The organism is Rhodococcus sp. 11-3 (assembly GCF_023704055.1).
GTDB lineage: Bacteria > Actinomycetota > Actinomycetes > Mycobacteriales > Mycobacteriaceae > Rhodococcus > Rhodococcus aetherivorans.
Genome location: NZ_CP080406.1, coordinates 3371565 through 3389869, shown reverse-complemented (window position 1 = coordinate 3389869; position 18305 = coordinate 3371565). Strand labels below are relative to the sequence as shown.

Genomic DNA, 18305 nt, shown 5'->3' with positions numbered 1-18305 from the left:
TGCGACGCTGGACCACCACGTAGACGACCACCCCGACGAGAATGAGAATGCCCAGAACCTCCATGACCGTCGGATACCCGCAGAACCCGTGACGAAGCAGCGGTCCGGTGCCCGGCGCGCGCCGGCCACCGGCTCCGCCGCGGGGGCAGCCCCACGATCGGTCGCGGAATCGGCGTCGCGCACCCCGGGGCGGGGTCCACAATCTCTCGCATGGACCGCGCGATCGCGCGGGAGACGGGAGCGGCGACGGATGGAATGGGGAAGTGTGCTCGTCGACAGCGTCTGGTGGACGCTGAAGGCGTATGTGATCACAACGGTGGTGTTCGTCGTCGTGGTGGCGCTGCTCGCGCGAACGACCCACTGGGGACGGCAGTGGTGGCGCATCGCGTGGCCCTACTTCGATCCGCGTCGGGGCCTCGGCCCGCTCGGACTCGTGGCCCTGGTTCTGCTGTTCACCGTCTTCGCGGTGCGGATGAACGTGCTGTTCTCGTACTGGTACAACGACTTCTACACCGCGATCCAGGACCTCGACGAGGCCGCGTTCTGGCGGTTCATGCGGGTCTTCGCCGTGCTCGCCACCATCCACGTGGCGCGCAGCCTGGTCGCGTACCTGCTCGGTCAGACCCTCGACATCCACTGGCGCACCCAGTTGAACAACCGGCTCGTCGACACCTGGCTCGACACCGGGGCGTTCTACCGGGACCGGTTCGTGGACAAGCCGGTGGACAACCCCGACCAGCGCATCCAGGTCGACGTCACCGATTTCGTCACCACCACCCGCGTCCTGTCGATGGGGGCGGTCACCGCGGTGCTGTCCATCGTCAGCTTCACCGGCATCCTGTGGGACCTGTCGGGCCCGATCACCGTGTTCGGCACCGAGATCCCCCGCGGAATGGTGTTCCTGGTCTACATCTACGTGCTGGTCACCACCGCGGTGGCGTTCTGGATCGGCCGGCCGCTGATCCGGCTGAACTTCCTCAACGAGAAGCTCGGCGCCACCTACCGCTACGCCCTGGTCCGCGTCCGCGAGTACGGCGAGAACATCGCCTTCTACCGCGGCGAGAACGTCGAGCGGGGTGGCCTGCTGGGCCGATTCGCCGCGGTGATCCGCAACTGGTGGCGCATCGTGTTCCGGATCCTGAAGTTCGACGGCTTCAACCTGACCGTCAACCAGATCGCGGTGATCTTCCCGTTTCTCATCCAGGGGCCGCGGCTGTTCGCCGGTCAGGTCACCCTCGGTGACGTGATGCAGACCGGCAACGCCTTCGGTCAGGTCCACGAATCGCTGTCCTTCTTCCGCGAGTCCTACGACGACTTCGCCGCGTTCCGGGCGACCACCATCCGTCTCAACGGCCTGGTCGACGCCACCGACCAGTCCGCGAAGCTGCCCGTCCTCGTCGCGACCGAGCAGGGTGACACCCTCGACCTGCGCGGTCTCGACGTGCGGACCCCGGCCGGCCGGCCGCTCGTGACCGGCCTCGACATCCACGTGTCCCCCGGCGAGGCGCTGCTCGTCCGCGGCGCGTCCGGCAGCGGCAAGACGACGCTGCTGCGCTCCCTCGCCGGGCTCTGGCCGTACGCCCACGGTCGGATCGCGCGCCCGGACGGCGACGCGCTGTTCCTGTCCCAGGACCCGTATGTGCCGCTCGGGACGCTGCGCGAAGCGCTGTCGTATCCTCGTCCGCCCGTACGGGACGACGCGGAACTCGGCGAGGTGCTCGAACGCGTGCACCTCGGGCACCTGAGGGAACGCCTCGACGACGACACCGACTGGGCGCGCGTGTTGTCCCCCGGGGAGCAGCAGCGCCTCGGGTTCGCGCGGGTGCTGCTGGCCCGGCCGCGGACCGTGTTCCTCGACGAGGCCACCGCCGCCGTCGACGAGGGACTCGAGCACGCGCTCTATCGCACCGTGCGCGAGGCGCTGCCGGACAGCGTCCTCGTCAGCGTCGGGCACCGCAGCACCCTCGACAGCTTCCACGATCGGGTGCTCGAACTGCAGGGGGAGGGTCGCTGGACGGTCACCGAGAGCGTCCGCTGAGCTCCACGCGAGGTCACCGGGCGAATCACCCCGAGACGTGTCCACCGCCCGACGGCGGAACTACGCTGAAAGCGCGGTGACCTCGATGCCGGCGACTGCCGGCGGGCATGTCCGAGCGTCGGCACCCGGTGTCCGGTCCCGAGCCGGGATGCTCGTGCGGCAGCCGAGGAGGACACCATGCACCACAGCACTTCCTACCGGCGGCGTCCGCGCGGTTCGGTCGCCACCCTCGTGGCCCTTCCCGGATCCGCCCTGCGGGCCGGCGTGCGGGTGGCGGCCGCCGGTGCCGGCGTCGCCCTCGACACCGCGATCGTCGGCGCCGCCACGGCGGCCGGCGTGGGGGCGGCCCTGCTGCGCGCACCCGTCACCGCCGCCGCGGCCCCCGCCCCCGCGGCCGTTGTCCAGCTCGTCGCGGACGTCGCCCGGGAGGCGGCCGGCGGCCGCCCCGCCCGGCGCTGCGCAGCGAACGGTGCCCGAACGTGGATCGAGGTCCGCGGCCTCGACGGCCCGGACGGGGAGGCGCTCGGCGACCGGGTGCTCGCCGCGATCCGGGACACACCGGGCGTGGCCACAGCCGAACTGCACCGCCCCTGGTGCCGTCTCGTGGTGTCCACGGACCCGGCCGGACCGACGGCCGGCACGCTCCGGCGCCTCGTCGAACACGCCGAAGCGGAGGGCGCCGCAACCGCACCCCGCGGTGTTCCGCACGAGCTGCCGGGCGACGACGTCCTGCTCGTCCGGCGGGGCGTGTCCGCGGCGACCGCCGGCACCGGACTGGCGCTGACCGCGGCGGGGCGCTACCTGCGCCTGCCGCGCCTGCACGGCGGCGCAGCCGCTCCGGTCCTGGTGTCGGACTACCACCCGCGGATCCGCGCTCTCGTCGAGTCCGCGCTCGGCCCCGGCAGGGCCGACCTGCTGCTGGCCGCCGGGACCTCCGTGCTGCACACCCTGACCCTCTCGCCTGCCTCCTCCGCCGTCGAGGCCGCCACCCGGACCGTCCTCGTGGGCGAGACATTGGCGATGCGGCGCGCCTGGCGCGACTTCGAACCGGACCTCGCCCCCCACGCGGCCACGGCCCGCTGCCCGCGCCGGCCGGTCCGTCCCACCGAACCCCCGGCCGGTCCGGTCGAGCGCTACACCGACCGTGCCGGCTGGGCCGGCCTCGCCGGCGCGGCGGCGGCCGGGCTCCTGACCGGCCGACCCACCACCGCCGGTTCCGCGGCGCTCGTCGCCGTCCCCAAGGCCACCCGCACCGCGCGGGAATCCTTCGCCGCCACCCTCGCGCGCGGGCTCGCCGCCCGCGGCGTGCTGACCCTGCGACCGGCCGTGCTGCGCCGCCTCGACCGGGTCGACGCGATCGTCGTCGACCCCCGCGCCCTGTACACCCCCGGGCTCGCGGTGACGCGCCTGAACGGCGTGCCCGACCGCGACCGCAGCGTGGTGTGGGACCGGGCGCGGACGGCGGTCGAACGCGGCGTCCTCACCCCCGGCTGGCACCCCGTCTCCGCCGTGCCGGACGTGCCCGGGCACCTTCCCGCCGACGCGCGGGTGCTGATCGGTCCCGTCCACGACCGCTACGCGTCCGCCGTGCTCGCCGCCGCCCGGCGCGCCGGGATCGTCGTGGTCTCCGTCGAGGACGAGGGGGCGGGCTCCCTGCGGAACGGATTCGATCGCCTCGAACCTCTCGTCGAGTCGATGGACGCCGCACTGCTCGGCATCGTCGAGAGGTTGCAGCGCGGCGGCGGCACCGTCGTGGTCCTCACCGCCGAGGCGGCGCAGGCCCTCGCCCTGGCCGACGTGGGCATCGGTGTCCTGCGCGATGGCAGCCGGCCGCCCTGGCCGGCGGACCTGATGGTCCGCGACCTCACCGGTGCGTGGCGGATCCTGCACGCGCTCCCGGCCGCCCGGACCGCGAGCCGGCGCGGCGTGGAGATCGCCCGCGACGCCTCCGCCCTCGGAGCGCTGCTCATGTTGCCCGGTGTGCCGGGCACCGGTCCGGAATCGGTCACCGCCGGTGCCGCGGCCGGGCTGTGGGCCGGAACGTCGGCGGCCCGCACCGCGCTCGCCGCGCCGCTGCCGCCACCGCGTTCGGCCCACGACTGGCATGCGCTGTCGGTGGCCGAGGTGTGCGCGCTCCTCCCCGCGCCGTCGCCGGACGAGTTGTTCTTGCCCGCGGAGGATTCCGGCTGGCGGGTGCGGACCCGCACGCGGGCGGTGCGGGTGGTGCGGCGGGTCGGCACCCGCCCGGTCGGCTCCGCCGTCGACTTCACCCGTGCGGTACGCACCGAGCTGTCCGACCCGCTGACCCCCGTCCTCGCCACCGGTTCCGCGGCGAGTGCGGTGCTCGGTTCGCCGCTCGACGCCGTGCTCGTGGGATCGGTGTTGCTGCTCAACGCCGCGATCTCGGCCGCCCAGCGCCTGCGTGCCGAGCGACTTCTGAAAAGGCTTCTGGCGGTGCAGGATCCGCCCGCGCGCCGCGTCGCCGGACCACGCGGCGGCAGGCGATACGTCGGAGTCCCCGCGGCCCGGCTGCGTCCCGGGCACGTCGTCGAGGTCCGTCCCGGCGAGGTCGTGCCCGCGGACGGGCGCATCCTCCACGCCGACGGGGTCGAGGTCGACGAGTCGGCACTGACCGGGGAGTCGCTCCCGGTCGTCAAGCAGAGCGACTCGACGCCGGGGGCCCCGCTGGCCGAACGCGCCTGCATGCTCTACGCGGGCACCACCGTGCTCACCGGCACCGCGGTGACGGTCGTGACGGCGGTGGGCGGGGCCACCGAGACCCGTCGCGCCACCGCGATGGCGCCCGCGCGGGTCCGGGAGGTGGGCCTGCAGGCACGGCTGAGCACCCTCACCCGCCGGGCGCTGCCCGTCAGCCTCGGCGGCGGCGTCCTCGTCGCCGCGCTGGGCCTGCTCCGCGGCACCGGGGTCCGCGCGGCGGTGACCAGCGGGGTCGCGGTCACCGTCGCGGCCGTGCCGGAAGGGCTGACGCTCGTGGCCACCCTCGCGCAGGTCGCGTCCGCCCGCCGGCTCACCAAGCGCTCGACCCTCGTGCGGGCGCCCCGCTCGATCGAGGCCCTCAGCCGGGTCGACGTCGTCTGCTTCGACAAGACGGGCACACTCAGCGAGAACCGCCTGCGGGTCGCGGCGGTCGAACCCGCCCCCGGCTTCACCCGGGAGGACGTGCTGGCCTGCGCCGCCCGCACCGGCATTCCGGCAAACGGGGGACCACCCGAGCACGCCACCGACGTCGCGATCGTCGAGTCCGCGCACGCCGCCGCCGTCGCGGACCGGGCCGCCGAACGGACGGCCCACCTGCCGTTCCGGTCCGGCCGGGCCTACGCGGCTGCGATCGCCGGAAACCGCCTCGCGGTCAAGGGTGCGCCGGAGATGATGCTCGGCGCCTACGGCGACGACCATCCCGACGTCCGCGAGCGGGTGCACGCCCTGGCCGCCGACGGACTGCGGGTCATCGCCGTGGGACAGCGCGACCTGACCGATGCCGAAACCGCTGGGGCGGCAGACGATCCCGACGCCCTCGCGGAGCTGTCCGGAAACGGGCTGCGGCACGTCGGCCTCATCGGGCTGTCCGACACACCGCGGGCCGACGCGGCCGGACTGCTGCCCGCGCTGCTCGAGCAGGGCGTCGCCGTCCGGCTCGTCACCGGCGACCATCCGGTGACCGCCGTCGCGATCGCCGGCGAACTGGGCCTGCCCGTCACGACGGATCAGGTGCTCAGCGGTGCCGAATGGGACGGACTCTCGCACACCGAACGGGAACGAGCCGTGGAGGAGCGCCTCGTCTTCGCCCGGATGTCCCCCGAGCACAAGGTGCAGATCGTACAGGCCCTCGAGCACACCGGACACGTGTGCGCCATGGTCGGTGACGGCGCCAACGACGCCGCCGCGATCCGGGCCGCGAGCGTCGGCATCGGCGTGGCCTCCCGCGGCAGCGACCCCGCGCGCGGCGCGGCCGACGTCGTGCTGCTCGAGGGCCGCGTCGCGGGCCTGCTCGACGCGCTCGACGAGGGCCGCGTGCTGTGGCAGCGGGTCCAGGCCGCCGTGTCGGTCCTGCTCGGCGGCAACGCGGGCGAAGTCGCCTTCGCGCTGCTCGGTAGCCTGATCACCGGCCGCTCGCCGCTCAATGCCCGCCAGCTGCTGCTGGTGAACATGCTCACCGACGCGCTGCCCGCGGCGGCCCTCGCCGTCAGCACCCCCCGCACCGACGGCTCCGGCCCCGCGCCCCGGCCCGACGAGTCGGTGCTGCTGCACGCCATGGCCGCCCGCGGCGCCACGACCGCGGCCGCGGCCACCGCGGCGTGGGCGATGGCCAGGGTCACGGGCTCGAACCCGCGCGCGTCGACCGTGGCGCTCGTCGCGCTCGTCGGCGCTCAGCTCGGGCAGACACTGCTCGAGTCCCGCAGCCCCCTCGTCGTCGCCACCGTCCTCGGCTCGCTCGCCGCCATGGCCGCACTGATCAGCACGCCGGGGGTCAGCGGGCTGCTGGGCTGCGTGCCGGTCGGTCCGGTCGGATGGACGCAGGCACTCGGGTGCGCTGCGGCGGCCACCGTGGCCGCCGCCGTCGCACCGACCGCCGCGCTCCGGCTGCCGGCGATCGGGGAGGTGGTGACATCGGTGCTCGAGTCCCGGGATGCCGGTGGCGCTTCCGGGAAAACGTCGGCGCCGACCGCTCGGCTCTCGCCGACATCGGGACTACAGTAGGGGCGAGTCCGACCGTCACGGCCGCCGTGCCCCGGGAACGACGGCTCCTCGAGGCGCCGAGCTCGCCGCAGACCCCCGCGCCACCGTCCCGCCGAGACCCCGCGCACGCTGGCGACCGAAAGCAGAGCAGGGACGTGCCATGCAGCTACTGGACACCACCGGCCACCTGGTCACCCGCACCGCGTACGCCACCACCAGCGCCGCGGGAGCCGTCGGCGGCGCCGCTGTCGGCGGGCTCGTCGGCAGCGTGCGCGGTGCGCTCGACGGCGCCCGCTCCGGTGTGAGCAGCGGCTCCGGCTCCACCCCGGCGGCGGCGCTGACCCTCGCGGCGCTCGGGCTCACCGGGCTCGTGGAATGGCCGGTCGTCGTCGCCGTCGGCGGAGGCGCGCTCGCCGTCCGGCTCCTCGCGCCCCGCCCCGGCCCGGCGCGTCCCGGCGCGACCGCCGCCGCCCCCGGGGCGGTCACCGCACCCGCACCGACGGCGCAGCCGGCACGGAAGACTCCCCCCGTGGCGACGAGCTAGTTCGGCCGGTGGTGTCAGTCGTCGACCACGACCACCACGCCGGCGCGCATCAACACGGCGTACAGCTCGCACAGCGGGGGAGTGAGCAGCCGGACCACGGCGCCGACCACCGCATCCGGGCCCACGGCGGCCATCGGGTTCGACATGCCCCCGACGGTAGGGACGTCAGGTGAACCGAAGTTGACGAGCGAGGAAAGAATGGCCGACGAACAGTCCTTCTGGGAATCCCACCGAACGATGGCGCGGCTCGCCCGCGACGCCGAACGCTTCGCCGTGCACCTGCCCCTCGTCGGCCGAGTCGGGATCCCACGGCCCGACCAGCTCGCCTACTTCGCCGGGCTGGCGGCGCTGGTGGCGCTGGATCTGATCGAGTGGCCGGTGGCGGTGGCCATCGCCGCGGGCCAGGTAGTGGTCACCGAGCACAACCACCGCGGTGCCGCGGCCGCGACGCACCGCCCCGGGACGCCGACCGCCGCCGGCGCAGGCACGGCGACGACGTCCGCGGAGGCGACGACCTGACTCGTCACGGGGTGCACACGAGCGTGAATCCCGCGCCGATCCCGCCCCGGGCGTCCAGGTCCTCGATGATCCGGTCGGCCCGCTGGTACACCGCGAAGCGCACGTCGTTCGGCCGGTATCCGACCGCGAGGCCGAGCCACTCGTGGGTGTCGGTGCGGGCCAGCGGGCCGCCGGAGTCGCCCTGCTGCATCACGAGCCACGAGTTGACCGAGTTCGGGTTCACCAGCACGTCGCGGGTGCCCGCGACGTCCAGCGTGTCGACGAGCGGGGCGGGCCCGCACGCGATCCCGGTCGTGTGCCCGGCCGCGCAGTGCCTGCCGATGTCCTGGTCGCCGTCCGGCAGCGAGCCGATCGACTCGAGCACCACGACCTCGCCGTCGGCGTCCGGCGCCGAGGTGTTCGAGCCGCGTACCCTCGTCTCGTCGAGCTGGAGCACCGCATAGTCCGGCACCGCGTCGGTCGGTATTCCGAGCCAGTCCACCGACCCGGGGCTGTGGACGGAGGTCTCGGTGCCGACAGGCCCGCGGCTCTGCTCGCCGGCCTTCCACACGGCCGCCGAGCCGGTCTGCCGGCAGTGGCCGGCGGTGATGGCGACGAGCCGCCCTGCGCGGTCGTGGCCGACCGCGGCGACCGAGCACCAACCCGGCGCGGGATCGGCGGCGGTGAAGGTGATGCCGTCGCCCGGGCGCAGCACGATCCGATCGTCCGGCACGTGCGCGGCCGCACCCGGAGCCGGGGCGAGCAGCGCAGCCGCGCAGGCCGCCACGACGGGAAGGGCGCGTCCCATGCCTTCTCCGATCTCGATCCGCGTTCCGCAGGGCCCGGGAACGGTCGGCGGTGGTCCCGACCGGAACACCGGCCGGCGCAACCGAAATCGGCACCTTACCAGCGTTCCCGGACGTCGGCGCGGCGCACCGGTCGAGAGGGCGACGGGGCGGGGACCCGCGGGTCGCTCGGGGCGCCGCTCCGATGAGGCGGCGCACTGTGGGTGCCCCCGGTCAGACTCGAACTGACACTGTACGGGTTTTGAATCCGTTTCCTCTGCCAATTGGGATACGGGGGCGTCGTGCGGAGACCACTGTAGAAGATCGGTAACTGCCGTCGACCACCGGTACCCTTCTAACGTTCCACCCCCTCCGCGGGGGCCGCCCGAGCGACAGGAGATGGCCGACGATGACAGCCGCCCCGCACGAGAATCCCGCTCAGCCGCGGCGCGTCGTAGTGGCCGAGGACGAGGCGCTGATCAGGCTCGATCTGGTGGAGATGCTCCGCGAGGAAGGCTACGAGGTCGTCGGTGAGGCCGGCGACGGGCAGCGGGCGGTCGAGCTGGCGGAGGAGCTGAAGCCCGACCTGGTCATCATGGACGTGAAGATGCCCCGGCGCGACGGCATCGACGCCGCCTCGGAGATCGCCGCCCGCCGCATCGCGCCTGTGGTCATCCTCACGGCGTTCAGTCAGCGCGAGCTTGTCGAACGTGCCCGGGACGCCGGCGCCATGGCGTATCTCGTCAAGCCGTTCTCCAAGTCCGATCTCGTTCCGGCCATCGAAGTGGCGGCGAGCCGGTTCGCGGAGATCCGTGAACTCGAGCGCGAGGTGGCGGGGCTGACCGAGCGGTTCGAGACCCGCAAGCTCGTCGACCGAGCCAAGGGCCTGCTCATGGACAAGCATGCGATGACGGAGCCGGAGGCGTTCCGCTGGATCCAGCGGGCGGCAATGGATCGGCGCACCACGATGAAGCACGTCGCCGAGGTGGTCATCGAGACGCTGGGTGGTGCCGCGGCGGGATGACGGAGCTCCCCGTCACACCGGCGTTAATTCTTCGATAACGGTCGCGTCACAAGGATTTCGCCCGGGTTCACGGACGGCGCGGGACGGATAGGTTTCTGGCCACGTCCCGGTGACGCATCCGGGACGGTGTGCATGCCGATCGAAGGAGAGTTGGATGGCCAGACGGACCTTCGTCCGCGCCGCTGCGGTGTTCGGAGCAGCGTCTCTCGCCCTCGCGGGTTGTAGCTCGGACAGCGACGATTCCGCCGCGGGCGGTTCCGGTGACAGCGCGGCGTCCGCGACGACCGTGACCACCGACTGCGAACCCGCGCAGGCGACCGCCGGTGCCACGCCGGTGACGACCCCGCTGAAGATCGGCACCCTGCTTCCCGAGACCGGCAGCCTCGCCTTCCTCGGGCCCCCGGAGGTGGCGGCGGTGCGGCTCGCGGTGGACGACGTGAACGCCGCCGGCGGTGTGCTGAGCCAGCCGGTGGAGCTGATCACCGGCGACTCGGGCGACACCACGACCGACACCGCGAACTCCACGGTGGACCGGGAACTCGCGGCGGGAACGCAGGTGATCGTGGGGGCGGCCTCGTCGTCGGTGTCGCTGAAGGTGCTCGACAAGATCGCCAGCGCCGGGGTGGTGATGTTCTCGCCGGCGAACACCTCCGACCAGTTCGTCTGCTATCCCGACAAGGGGCTGTACTTCCGCACCGCCCCCACCGACGTGCTGCAGGCGCAGGCCCTGGCGCAGCTGATCTCGGACGACGGTGCCCAGCGGGTGTCGATCATCGCGCTCAACGACCCGTACGGCACCGGCCTGGCCACCAACACCCAGAACAACCTCGTCGAGGCCGGCGTGCCGGAGGACCAGGTCCAGAAGATCATCTACGACCCCAACGCGCAGTCGTTCAACGCCGAGGTCGACCAGATCAAGAACTTCGGCCCCGACGCCGTGGCGATCATCGGGTTCGAGGAGTCCGCGAAGATCCTCACCCGCATGCACGAGGTGGGTATCGGGCCGTCCGACGGCATGCTCGTCTACGGCGTGGACGGAAACATGGGCAACGCCCTCGGTGAGGCCGTCGCGCCCGGGCTGGTCGACACGATGCGCGGCACCACTCCGCTCACGGACGTCGGCCCGGACTTCCAGAATCGGCTCAAGGCCATCGATCCCGCGCTGATCGACTTCAACTATGCCGGCGAATCGTACGACGCCGTGGTGATCTCGGCGCTCGCCGCGGAACAGGCCGGCTCCACCGCCGGGGTGGACATCGCCGCGAACATCAACAGCGTCACCAAGGACGGCACGACGTGCACCAGCTACCAGCAGTGCCTGGATCTGCTGCGCGGGGGCCAGGACATCGACTACGACGGTGTCACCGGCCGGCTCAACTTCACCGACGCCGGCGAGCCCGGCATCGGGTCCTACGGGCACCTGGTGTTCGGGCCGGACAACAGGCTCACCACCGAGGACTACATCGTGGTCGGTGAGTAGCGACGACCCCGCGGACGGGGCCGGGAACCGATCGGTTCCCGGCCCCGTCCGTCGTCCACCCGTCAGCTGCGCTTCTTCTCCTGGCTGCCCGCGAGCGTCCCGAGGTACAGCTCGACGACCTTCGGGTCGTGCATGAGATTCGGCCCGGTGTCGGTATACGCGTTGCGGCCCTGGTCGAGCACGTAGCCGCGGTCGCAGATCTGCAGGCACCGTCGCGCGTTCTGCTCGACCATGATGATCGACACCCCCGCGGCGTTGATCTTCTTGCAGCGGATGAACACCTCGTCCTGGAACATCGGCGACAGGCCCGCCGACGGCTCGTCGAGCAGCAGCACGGACGGATCCATCATCAGCGCCCGGCCCATCGCCACCATCTGCCGCTCACCGCCGGACAGGGCACCGGCCTTGACCTTGCGGCGCTCACCGAGGAGCGGGAACAGCTCCGCGACGAACGCGAAACGTTCCTCGAACTTCTTGGGCCGCAAGTAGATTCCCATCTCGAGGTTCTCCTCGATGGTCAGTGACGGGAACACGTTACGGGTCTGCGGCACGTAGCCGAGACCCTTGCGCACCAGTACGTGCGCGGGCGCGGCGGTGATGTCGTCGCCGCGCAGCGTCACCGTGCCGCGGCGCACCGGGATCAACCCGAACAGCGCCTTGAGCAGGGTCGACTTGCCGGCGCCGTTGGGTCCGATGATGCCGACGATCTCGCCGTCGCGGAGGAAGAAGTTGCAGCCGCGCAGGATGTCGACACCGGGGAAGTACCCGGCGACGATGTCGTCGGCGCGCACCAGCGCCCCCTCGGCGAGACGGGCGTGCTCCTCGGGAGTGGCCGCGCGCTCGGCCGCGGTCATCTGCGCCGGGCTGGGGGAGGGCGTCTCGCTCACGGCTTCTCCTGCGTCGGAGGCTCGGTACCGGTCTCGGGCTGCCCGGCCGCGCCGGGCATGTCGGCGAGGACGGTGGCGCTCGGTTCGGACAGGTCGCCGCCGGACTCGAGGGTGTGGGCCTCGGCCTCCTCGATCGCCACGGCGAGCGCGGCCGTGGCGCCGACGGGGTTGCCCTCGTCGTCGAACTCGAGCGCCTGGTCGTGGTGGCTGCCCAGGTAGGCGTCGACGACGGCCGGACTCGAGGACAGCTGGTCCGGCGGGGCCTCGGCGATCACCGAGCCCTGGGCCATCACCACCACCCAGTCGGAGATGTCGCGGATGACGTCCATGTCGTGTTCGACGAACACGACGGTCATCCCGTCGTCGCGCAGGGCCTTGATGTGCCCGAGGAGGCTCTGCGTCAGCGCGGGATTGACTCCGGCCATCGGCTCGTCGAGCATCACCACCGTCGGCTCGGTCATCAGGGCCCGCGCCATCTCGAGGAGCTTGCGCTGCCCGCCGGACAGGGAGCCGGCCAGGTCGTCGGCCTTCGCGTCCAGGGCGAACCGCGCCAGCAGTTCGCGAGCCCGCTCGGTGACGGCGCGTTCCTGCCGGTGCCACATCCACGGCAGCAGCGCACCGAGCATCCGTTCCCCGCGCTGGCCCGTCGCGCCGAGCCGCACGTTGTCGAGCACCGTCATCTTCGACAGCGCCTTGGTCAGCTGGAACGTCCGCACGATCCCGCGGCGCGCCAGCTGGTGCGGGTGCAGGCCGCCGAGCGGCATTCCGTCCATGCTCCAGGTCCCCGTGTCGGGGCGGTCGAAGCCGGTGAGCAGGTTGAACAGCGTGGTCTTGCCTGCGCCGTTCGGCCCGATCAGCCCGGTGATGCACCCCCGCTGAATCTCGAGGTGCGCCACGTCGACCGCTCTGAGGCCGCCGAAGGTGCGGGAGAGCCCGTCCACCACGAGGATCGGATCCGGTTTGGCCGCGCCGGGCTCGCGTGCCACGGAGTCGAACAGCGCGGAGCGCTGCGCCGCGGAGAGGGTCGCGTCAGGCATCGAGCTGCACCTCCCGCTTGTTGCCGAGGATGCCCTGGGGCCGGAACACCATCATGACTGCGATGAGCACACCGAGGAGGATGTAGCGCATCGCCCCGACCTGCTGCTCGGACAGGGCCAGCAGCGGGTCCGGGCCCGAGATGGACTGGCGTAGCAGGGCATCGGGAACGGTGAGCAGGAACCAGAACAGCATCGCGCCGAGCACGGGACCGAACACGGTGGCGGCGCCACCGAGGATCAGGGCGCCGAAGGCGAAGAACGTCTGCGCGGTGGAGTAGAAGTCGGGGTTGATCGACTTGGTCTGCAGCGCGTTGAAGACGCCGCCGAGCCCGCCGATCATGCCGCCGAGCACCAGCGCCTGCATCTTGTACACGAACACGTTCTTGCCGAGCGATCGGGCGGCGTCCTCGTCCTCGCGGACGGCCTTGAGGACCCGGCCCCACGGGCTGTGGCTGAGCAGATACACCAGCCCGCACAGCAGCAGCACCAGGGTCCAGCCCACGACCATCGCCCACAGGTCGTCGCCGTAGAACCGCATCCCGAGCAGCGAGTACTGCCGCCCGGAGTCGAACGGGCTGAGCTGCGTGAACGGCCCGGCGAACCCGAACAGGCCGTTCGTCGAGCCGGTCACCGGATCCGAGGCGGTGGACCGGAACACCAGCCGCAGGATCTCGGAGGCGGCGATGGTGACGATGGCGAGGTAGTCGGCGCGCAGCCGCAGCGTGGGGATGCCCAGCACCAGGGCCAGCAGGGCCGAGGCGGCCAGGCCCACGAGGATGCCGAGCCACAGCGGCTGGTCGTAGGTGACGGTCATGATCCCGACGCCGTACCCGCCGAGCAGGGCGAACCCGATCTGGCCGAAGTTGAGCAGTCCGGCGTACCCGAAGTGCAGGTTCAGCCCGATGGCCAGCAGCGCGTAGAAGATCGCCGACGGCCCGATCAACTGGGCGAAGGAAACCTGGAGAACGGCAGCGATGTCCACGGCGGTCACCCGACCCTTGCCCGGCTGCCCAGGATGCCCTGGGGCCGGACGACGAGGATGAGGATCAGCACGAGCAGGCCGCCGATGTACTTCAGGTCGGGGTTGATGACCAGCGTCGACAACTGCACCAGCAGGCCCACGATGACGCAGCCGAGCAACGCCCCGTACGCGGTGCCGAGGCCGCCGAGGGTGATCCCGGCGAACATCAGCAGCAGCAGCTTGAAACCCATCTCCCACTGCACGCGGCCCCCGAGCTCGGACAGGCCGAAGAGCACGCCGCCCAGGGCGGCCAGCCCACCGCCGAGGGCCCACACGAACCGGACGACGCGTTCGACGTCGATGCCGGAGGCGGCCGCCAGATCCCGGTTGTCGGCCACCGCCCGCATCGCCTTGCCGATGCGGGTGCGCTGGATGAGCAGGGCCACCCCGACCAGCACGACGAGGCTGACCACGATGCAGGCCAGGTTCACCGGGGTGATCGCGATCGGACCCCATTCCAGCTGGCGCTGGCCCTGATAGTCGGCGAACGCCTCGGCCCGGTCGGAGAACAGCGCGAGGATCAGGTAGCGCAGCGAGATCGCCAGGCCGATGGACACGACCAGCTGTGCGATGAGGCCGGTGCGCCGGCGCCGCAGGGGCGCCCAGATCAGCCCGTTGTTGAGCAGGCCGATGACGATGCCCACCACGATCGCGAGCAGCGTCGCGGGGATCAACTGGATACCCAGGCTGACGTTGAAGATCCACGCGGCCACCGCGCCGAGGGTCACGAGCTCGCCGTGCGCGAAGTTCGTCAGGCCGGTGGTTCCGAAGATCAGGCTCAGCCCGACCCCGGCGATCGCGATCACGAGGCCGAACCGCAGTCCGTCGACGACGGTGCGGATCAGCGTCTCCCACCCCGAGGTGGCGAACCCGGACCGCGACTCGCCGAACGAGAAGATGACCGTGTTCGCCCGGCCGGCGGCGACGTCGCGCTGCACGGCGGCCTGCACGCTCACCCCCTCGGGAAGGGACTGCTCGTCCACCTCGAACGTGTAGGTGCCGGGGGGTACGGTCATCTGCCAGCGCCCGTCGGGCGCCGAGGTGGCCCGGGCGACCTCGGCGCCCGCGGCGTCGCGGGCCCGGACCGTGACCCCGCCGAGGCGCTGCCCGGCGTTGTTGAGACTGCCGCTGACCCGCACCTCCTCGCTCGGCTGCGGCGCGGTGGTGGTCGGCGCCGGGGGTGGGGTGGGTTCCTGCGCGGAGGCCGCCCCGGCTCCGACACCGGCGAGCGCGAGTGCGACGAGCAGGAGCAGGAGCGTCGGGGCGAGCCGAGGTATCGGTGGTCGCCCCCGGAGCGGCACGGATGGGGCCACGCAGGTCCTCCGGATCACGTCGGGTCGTCGAGCGCGGCGCCGGGGGACCGGCGTCGTGGAACCGGACTTTAGCGGCTGCAACCGCTTTCCACGGGGCTCTGCGATTTCCGCCGCGTATCTGTTCTGTTTCGGGTGCCGCGCCGAGCGCACGGTCGCGGAGGGGCCCGGGTTGTCCGAGCCGGTCCCTAGACTGAGGAACCGTGACTCGTGCATCCACCTCCTCCGCGCCCGCCGCCGCCACCGCCGGCGACCGACCGACCCTGTTGCTGCTCGACGGGCATTCCCTGGCGTTCCGCGCGTTCTACGCCCTGCCGGCGGAGAACTTCAAGACCCACAGCGGCCAGACCACCAACGCGGTGTACGGGTTCACCTCCATGCTCATCAACCTGCTGCGCGACGAGCAGCCCACCCACGTCGCCGCGGCCTTCGACGTCAACCGCGACACGTTCCGGGCGGCGGCGTACCCCGAGTACAAGGCCAATCGCAGCTCGGCGCCCGACGAGTTCCGCGGTCAGGTCGACATCACCAAGGACGTGCTCGAGGCGCTGGGCATCCCGGTGATGGCCGAGCCCGGCTACGAGGCCGACGACATCATCGCGACCCTGGCCACGCAGGCCGCCGCCCAGGGGTACCGGGTGCTCGTCGTCACCGGCGACCGGGACTCGCTGCAGTTGGTCACCGACGACGTGACCGTCCTCTATCCTCGGCGCGGGGTGTCGGACCTGACCCGGTTCACGCCCGGGGCGGTGGAGGAGAAGTACGGCCTGACCCCGCAGCAGTACCCCGACTTCGCGGCGCTGCGCGGGGATCCGAGCGACAACCTGCCCTCGATCCCGGGGGTGGGGGAGAAGACCGCCGCCAAATGGATCCGCGAGTTCGGCAGCCTCACCGAGCTCGTCGACCGCGTCGACGAGGTCCGCGGGAAGACCGGTGACGCCCTGCGCGCACACCTGTCCAGCGTGCTGCTCAACCGTCAGCTCACTGAGATGGTGCGGGACATGGCCCTGCCCTACACCCCCGATCAGCTGGCCCTGACCCCCTGGGACCGTGACCGCATCCACCGGCTGTTCGACGACCTCGAGTTCAAGGTGCTGCGCGACCGGCTGTTCGCGACCCTCAGCTCGGTCGAGCCGGAGGCCGAGGAGGGCTTCGAGGTGCGCGGCGGCGTGCTCGAGCCGGGCACGCTCGCCGGATGGCTCGCCGCGCACGCCGTGCCGGGCGTGCGGCACGGCATGGCGGTGCTCGGTTCCTGCATCCCGTACGGCGGCGACGCCACGGCCGTGGCGATCGCCGCGGCCGACGGTGAGGGCGCGTACGTGAGCACCACCACCCTCACGCCCGAGGACGAGGCGGCGCTCGCCGCCTGGCTGGCCGACGCGGCCGTGCCCAAGGCGCTGCACGAGGCGAAGGCGGCCCTGCACGCACTGCGGGGCCGCGGGTGGACGCTGGCCGGGGTCACCAGCGACACCGCCCTCGCCGCCTACCTCGTGCGTCCCGGTCAGCGCACCTTCAACCTCGACGACCTGTCCCTGCGCTACCTCAAGCGGGAGCTTCGGGTGGAGGAGTCGGGGGAGCAGCAGCTCTCGCTGCTCGACGACGCCGACGCCGCCGACGCGAAGGCCGCGGAGGCGGCGATTCTGCGGGCCCGGGCGGTGGTGGACCTCGCCGCGGCCCTGGACACCGAGCTCGAGGGGATCGAGTCCACCGCCCTGCTGACCGACATGGAACTGCCCCTGCTGGGTGTGCTCGCCGACCTCGAGACGACCGGAATCGCGGTCGAGGCCGGACGGTTGGACGACCTGCAGTCCGGCTTCGCCGCGGACGTCGCCGCCGCGGCGTCGGCCGCCTACGACGTGATCGGCAAGCAGATCAACCTCGGCTCACCGAAGCAACTGCAGGTGGTGTTGTTCGACGAGCTGGGGATGCCGAAGACGAAGAAGACCAAGACCGGCTACACCACCGACGCCGAGGCGCTGCAGAATCTGTTCGAGCAGACCGGGCACCCGTTCCTCGAGCACCTGCTCGCGCACCGGGAAGCGATGAAGATGAAGACCACGGTCGACGGCCTGGTCAAGTCCATCGCCGACGACGGCCGGATCCACACCACCTTCAACCAGACCGTGGCCGCCACCGGCCGGTTGTCCTCGACCGAGCCGAACCTGCAGAACATCCCGGTGCGCACGGAGGCGGGCCGGCACATCCGCGACGCGTTCGTCGTCGGCCCCGGCTACGACCTGCTGCTCACCGCGGACTACAGCCAGATCGAGATGCGGATCATGGCGCACCTCTCCGGCGACGAGGGCCTGATCGAGGCGTTCAACACCGGCGAGGACCTGCACAGCTTCGTCGGTTCCCGGGCGTTCGGGGTGCCGATCGAGGAGGTCACTCCGGAGCTGCGGCGACGGGTCAAGGCGATGTCGTACGGGCTGGCCTACGGGCTCAGCGCGTACGGGCTGGCGCAGCAGCTGAAGATCTCCACCGAAGAGGCCCGCGAACAGATGGAGGCCTACTTCAACCGCTTCGGCGGCGTGCGCGACTACCTGCACGCCGTCGTCGAGCAGGCCCGCAAGGACGGCTACACCTCCACCCTCTACGGCCGCAGGCGCTACCTGCCGGACCTGAACAGCGACAACCGTCAGCGCCGGGAGGTCGCCGAGCGGGCCGCGCTCAACGCCCCGATCCAGGGCACCGCCGCCGACATCATCAAGGTCGCGATGATCGACGTGCAGGCGGCGCTGCGCGGGGCCGGGTTGCGGTCGCGCATGCTCCTGCAGGTGCACGACGAACTGGTGCTCGAGGTGACCGCCGACGAGCGCGAACAGGTGCAGCAGCTGGTGCGGGACAAGATGGCCTCGGTCATCGACCTGTCGGTTCCGCTGGACGTCTCGGTCGGCTTCGGGCGCAGCTGGGACGCCGCCGCGCACTGACCCCGACACGGCGGTGCGCACGTCCCGTCGCCCTGTCGCGGCGGGACGTGCGC

Annotated in this window: 13 protein-coding genes and 1 tRNA gene; 7 read left to right on the top strand and 7 right to left on the bottom strand. The window is 72.1% G+C overall.

The window, feature by feature from the left end; all coding sequences use genetic code 11:
- Nucleotides 1-250: 250 nt before the first annotated feature.
- The 3 genes from KZJ41_RS15895 (at nucleotide 251) to KZJ41_RS15885 (ending at nucleotide 7280) form a co-directional block, all read left to right on the top strand.
- Entirely contained in the window at nucleotides 251-2038 is a 1788-nt protein-coding gene (locus tag KZJ41_RS15895; RefSeq protein ID WP_050035320.1) for an ABC transporter ATP-binding protein/permease, read from the top strand.
- A gap of 177 nt (nucleotides 2039-2215) precedes the next feature.
- Entirely contained in the window at nucleotides 2216-6757 is a 4542-nt protein-coding gene (locus tag KZJ41_RS15890; RefSeq protein WP_232334184.1) for a cation-translocating P-type ATPase, read from the top strand.
- A gap of 139 nt (nucleotides 6758-6896) precedes the next feature.
- Nucleotides 6897-7280, top strand: coding sequence for a hypothetical protein (locus tag KZJ41_RS15885; protein ID WP_084648622.1), 384 nt, complete (start codon nucleotides 6897-6899; stop codon nucleotides 7278-7280).
- A gap of 14 nt (nucleotides 7281-7294) precedes the next feature.
- Here KZJ41_RS15885 and KZJ41_RS28455 read toward each other — a convergent pair whose 3' ends face one another.
- Nucleotides 7295-7426 carry a hypothetical protein gene (locus tag KZJ41_RS28455; protein ID WP_256997108.1) on the bottom strand — a complete coding sequence of 44 codons (132 nt, stop codon included), beginning with the start codon at nucleotides 7424-7426 and terminating at the stop codon, nucleotides 7295-7297.
- Between the two features lie 52 nt (nucleotides 7427-7478).
- Between KZJ41_RS28455 and KZJ41_RS15880 the strand changes: the two genes are divergently transcribed.
- Entirely contained in the window at nucleotides 7479-7799 is a 321-nt protein-coding gene (locus tag KZJ41_RS15880) for a hypothetical protein (RefSeq protein WP_065922516.1), read from the top strand.
- 4 nt (nucleotides 7800-7803) lie between these two features.
- Here KZJ41_RS15880 and KZJ41_RS15875 read toward each other — a convergent pair whose 3' ends face one another.
- Together KZJ41_RS15875 and KZJ41_RS15870 are read right to left on the bottom strand one after the other, a co-directional pair.
- Entirely contained in the window at nucleotides 7804-8586 is a 783-nt protein-coding gene (locus tag KZJ41_RS15875; RefSeq protein WP_029544013.1) for a hypothetical protein, read from the bottom strand.
- Between the two features lie 202 nt (nucleotides 8587-8788).
- Nucleotides 8789-8862, bottom strand: a tRNA-Leu gene (locus KZJ41_RS15870).
- Between the two features lie 110 nt (nucleotides 8863-8972).
- Here KZJ41_RS15870 and KZJ41_RS15865 point away from each other — a divergent pair.
- On the top strand, nucleotides 8973-9587 hold the full coding sequence (locus KZJ41_RS15865) for an ANTAR domain-containing response regulator (protein WP_006941125.1): 615 nt from the start codon (nucleotides 8973-8975) through the stop codon (nucleotides 9585-9587).
- Nucleotides 9588-9741: 154 nt separating this feature from the next.
- Complete coding sequence (locus KZJ41_RS15860) at nucleotides 9742-11067, top strand: ABC transporter substrate-binding protein (RefSeq protein ID WP_029544011.1); 1326 nt, start codon at nucleotides 9742-9744, stop codon at nucleotides 11065-11067.
- Between the two features lie 62 nt (nucleotides 11068-11129).
- Here the strand turns inward: KZJ41_RS15860 and KZJ41_RS15855 are convergent, their stop codons facing one another.
- The 4 genes from KZJ41_RS15855 to KZJ41_RS15840 are packed head-to-tail and all read right to left on the bottom strand — an operon-like array spanning nucleotide 11130 to nucleotide 15265.
- Complete coding sequence (locus KZJ41_RS15855; RefSeq protein ID WP_037201731.1) at nucleotides 11130-11921, bottom strand: ABC transporter ATP-binding protein; 792 nt, start codon at nucleotides 11919-11921, stop codon at nucleotides 11130-11132.
- Between the two features lie 29 nt (nucleotides 11922-11950).
- Nucleotides 11951-12991, bottom strand: a complete 1041-nt coding sequence (locus tag KZJ41_RS15850; protein WP_065922517.1) for an ABC transporter ATP-binding protein — start codon at nucleotides 12989-12991, stop codon at nucleotides 11951-11953.
- Nucleotides 12984-13973, bottom strand: a complete 990-nt coding sequence (locus KZJ41_RS15845) for a branched-chain amino acid ABC transporter permease (RefSeq protein WP_029544009.1) — start codon at nucleotides 13971-13973, stop codon at nucleotides 12984-12986. Before KZJ41_RS15845 ends, KZJ41_RS15850 begins: the two co-directional genes overlap by 8 nt.
- Nucleotides 13974-13978: 5 nt before the next feature.
- Nucleotides 13979-15265, bottom strand: coding sequence for a branched-chain amino acid ABC transporter permease (locus KZJ41_RS15840; RefSeq protein ID WP_206530975.1), 1287 nt, complete (start codon nucleotides 15263-15265; stop codon nucleotides 13979-13981).
- Between the two features lie 260 nt (nucleotides 15266-15525).
- Here KZJ41_RS15840 and polA point away from each other — a divergent pair, with 260 nt between their 5' ends.
- The gene (gene polA, locus KZJ41_RS15835) at nucleotides 15526-18252 is read left to right on the top strand and encodes a DNA polymerase I (protein WP_065922518.1); all 2727 of its coding nucleotides are present in this window, start codon (nucleotides 15526-15528) and stop codon (nucleotides 18250-18252) included.
- The last annotated feature ends 53 nt before the right edge of the window (nucleotides 18253-18305 follow it).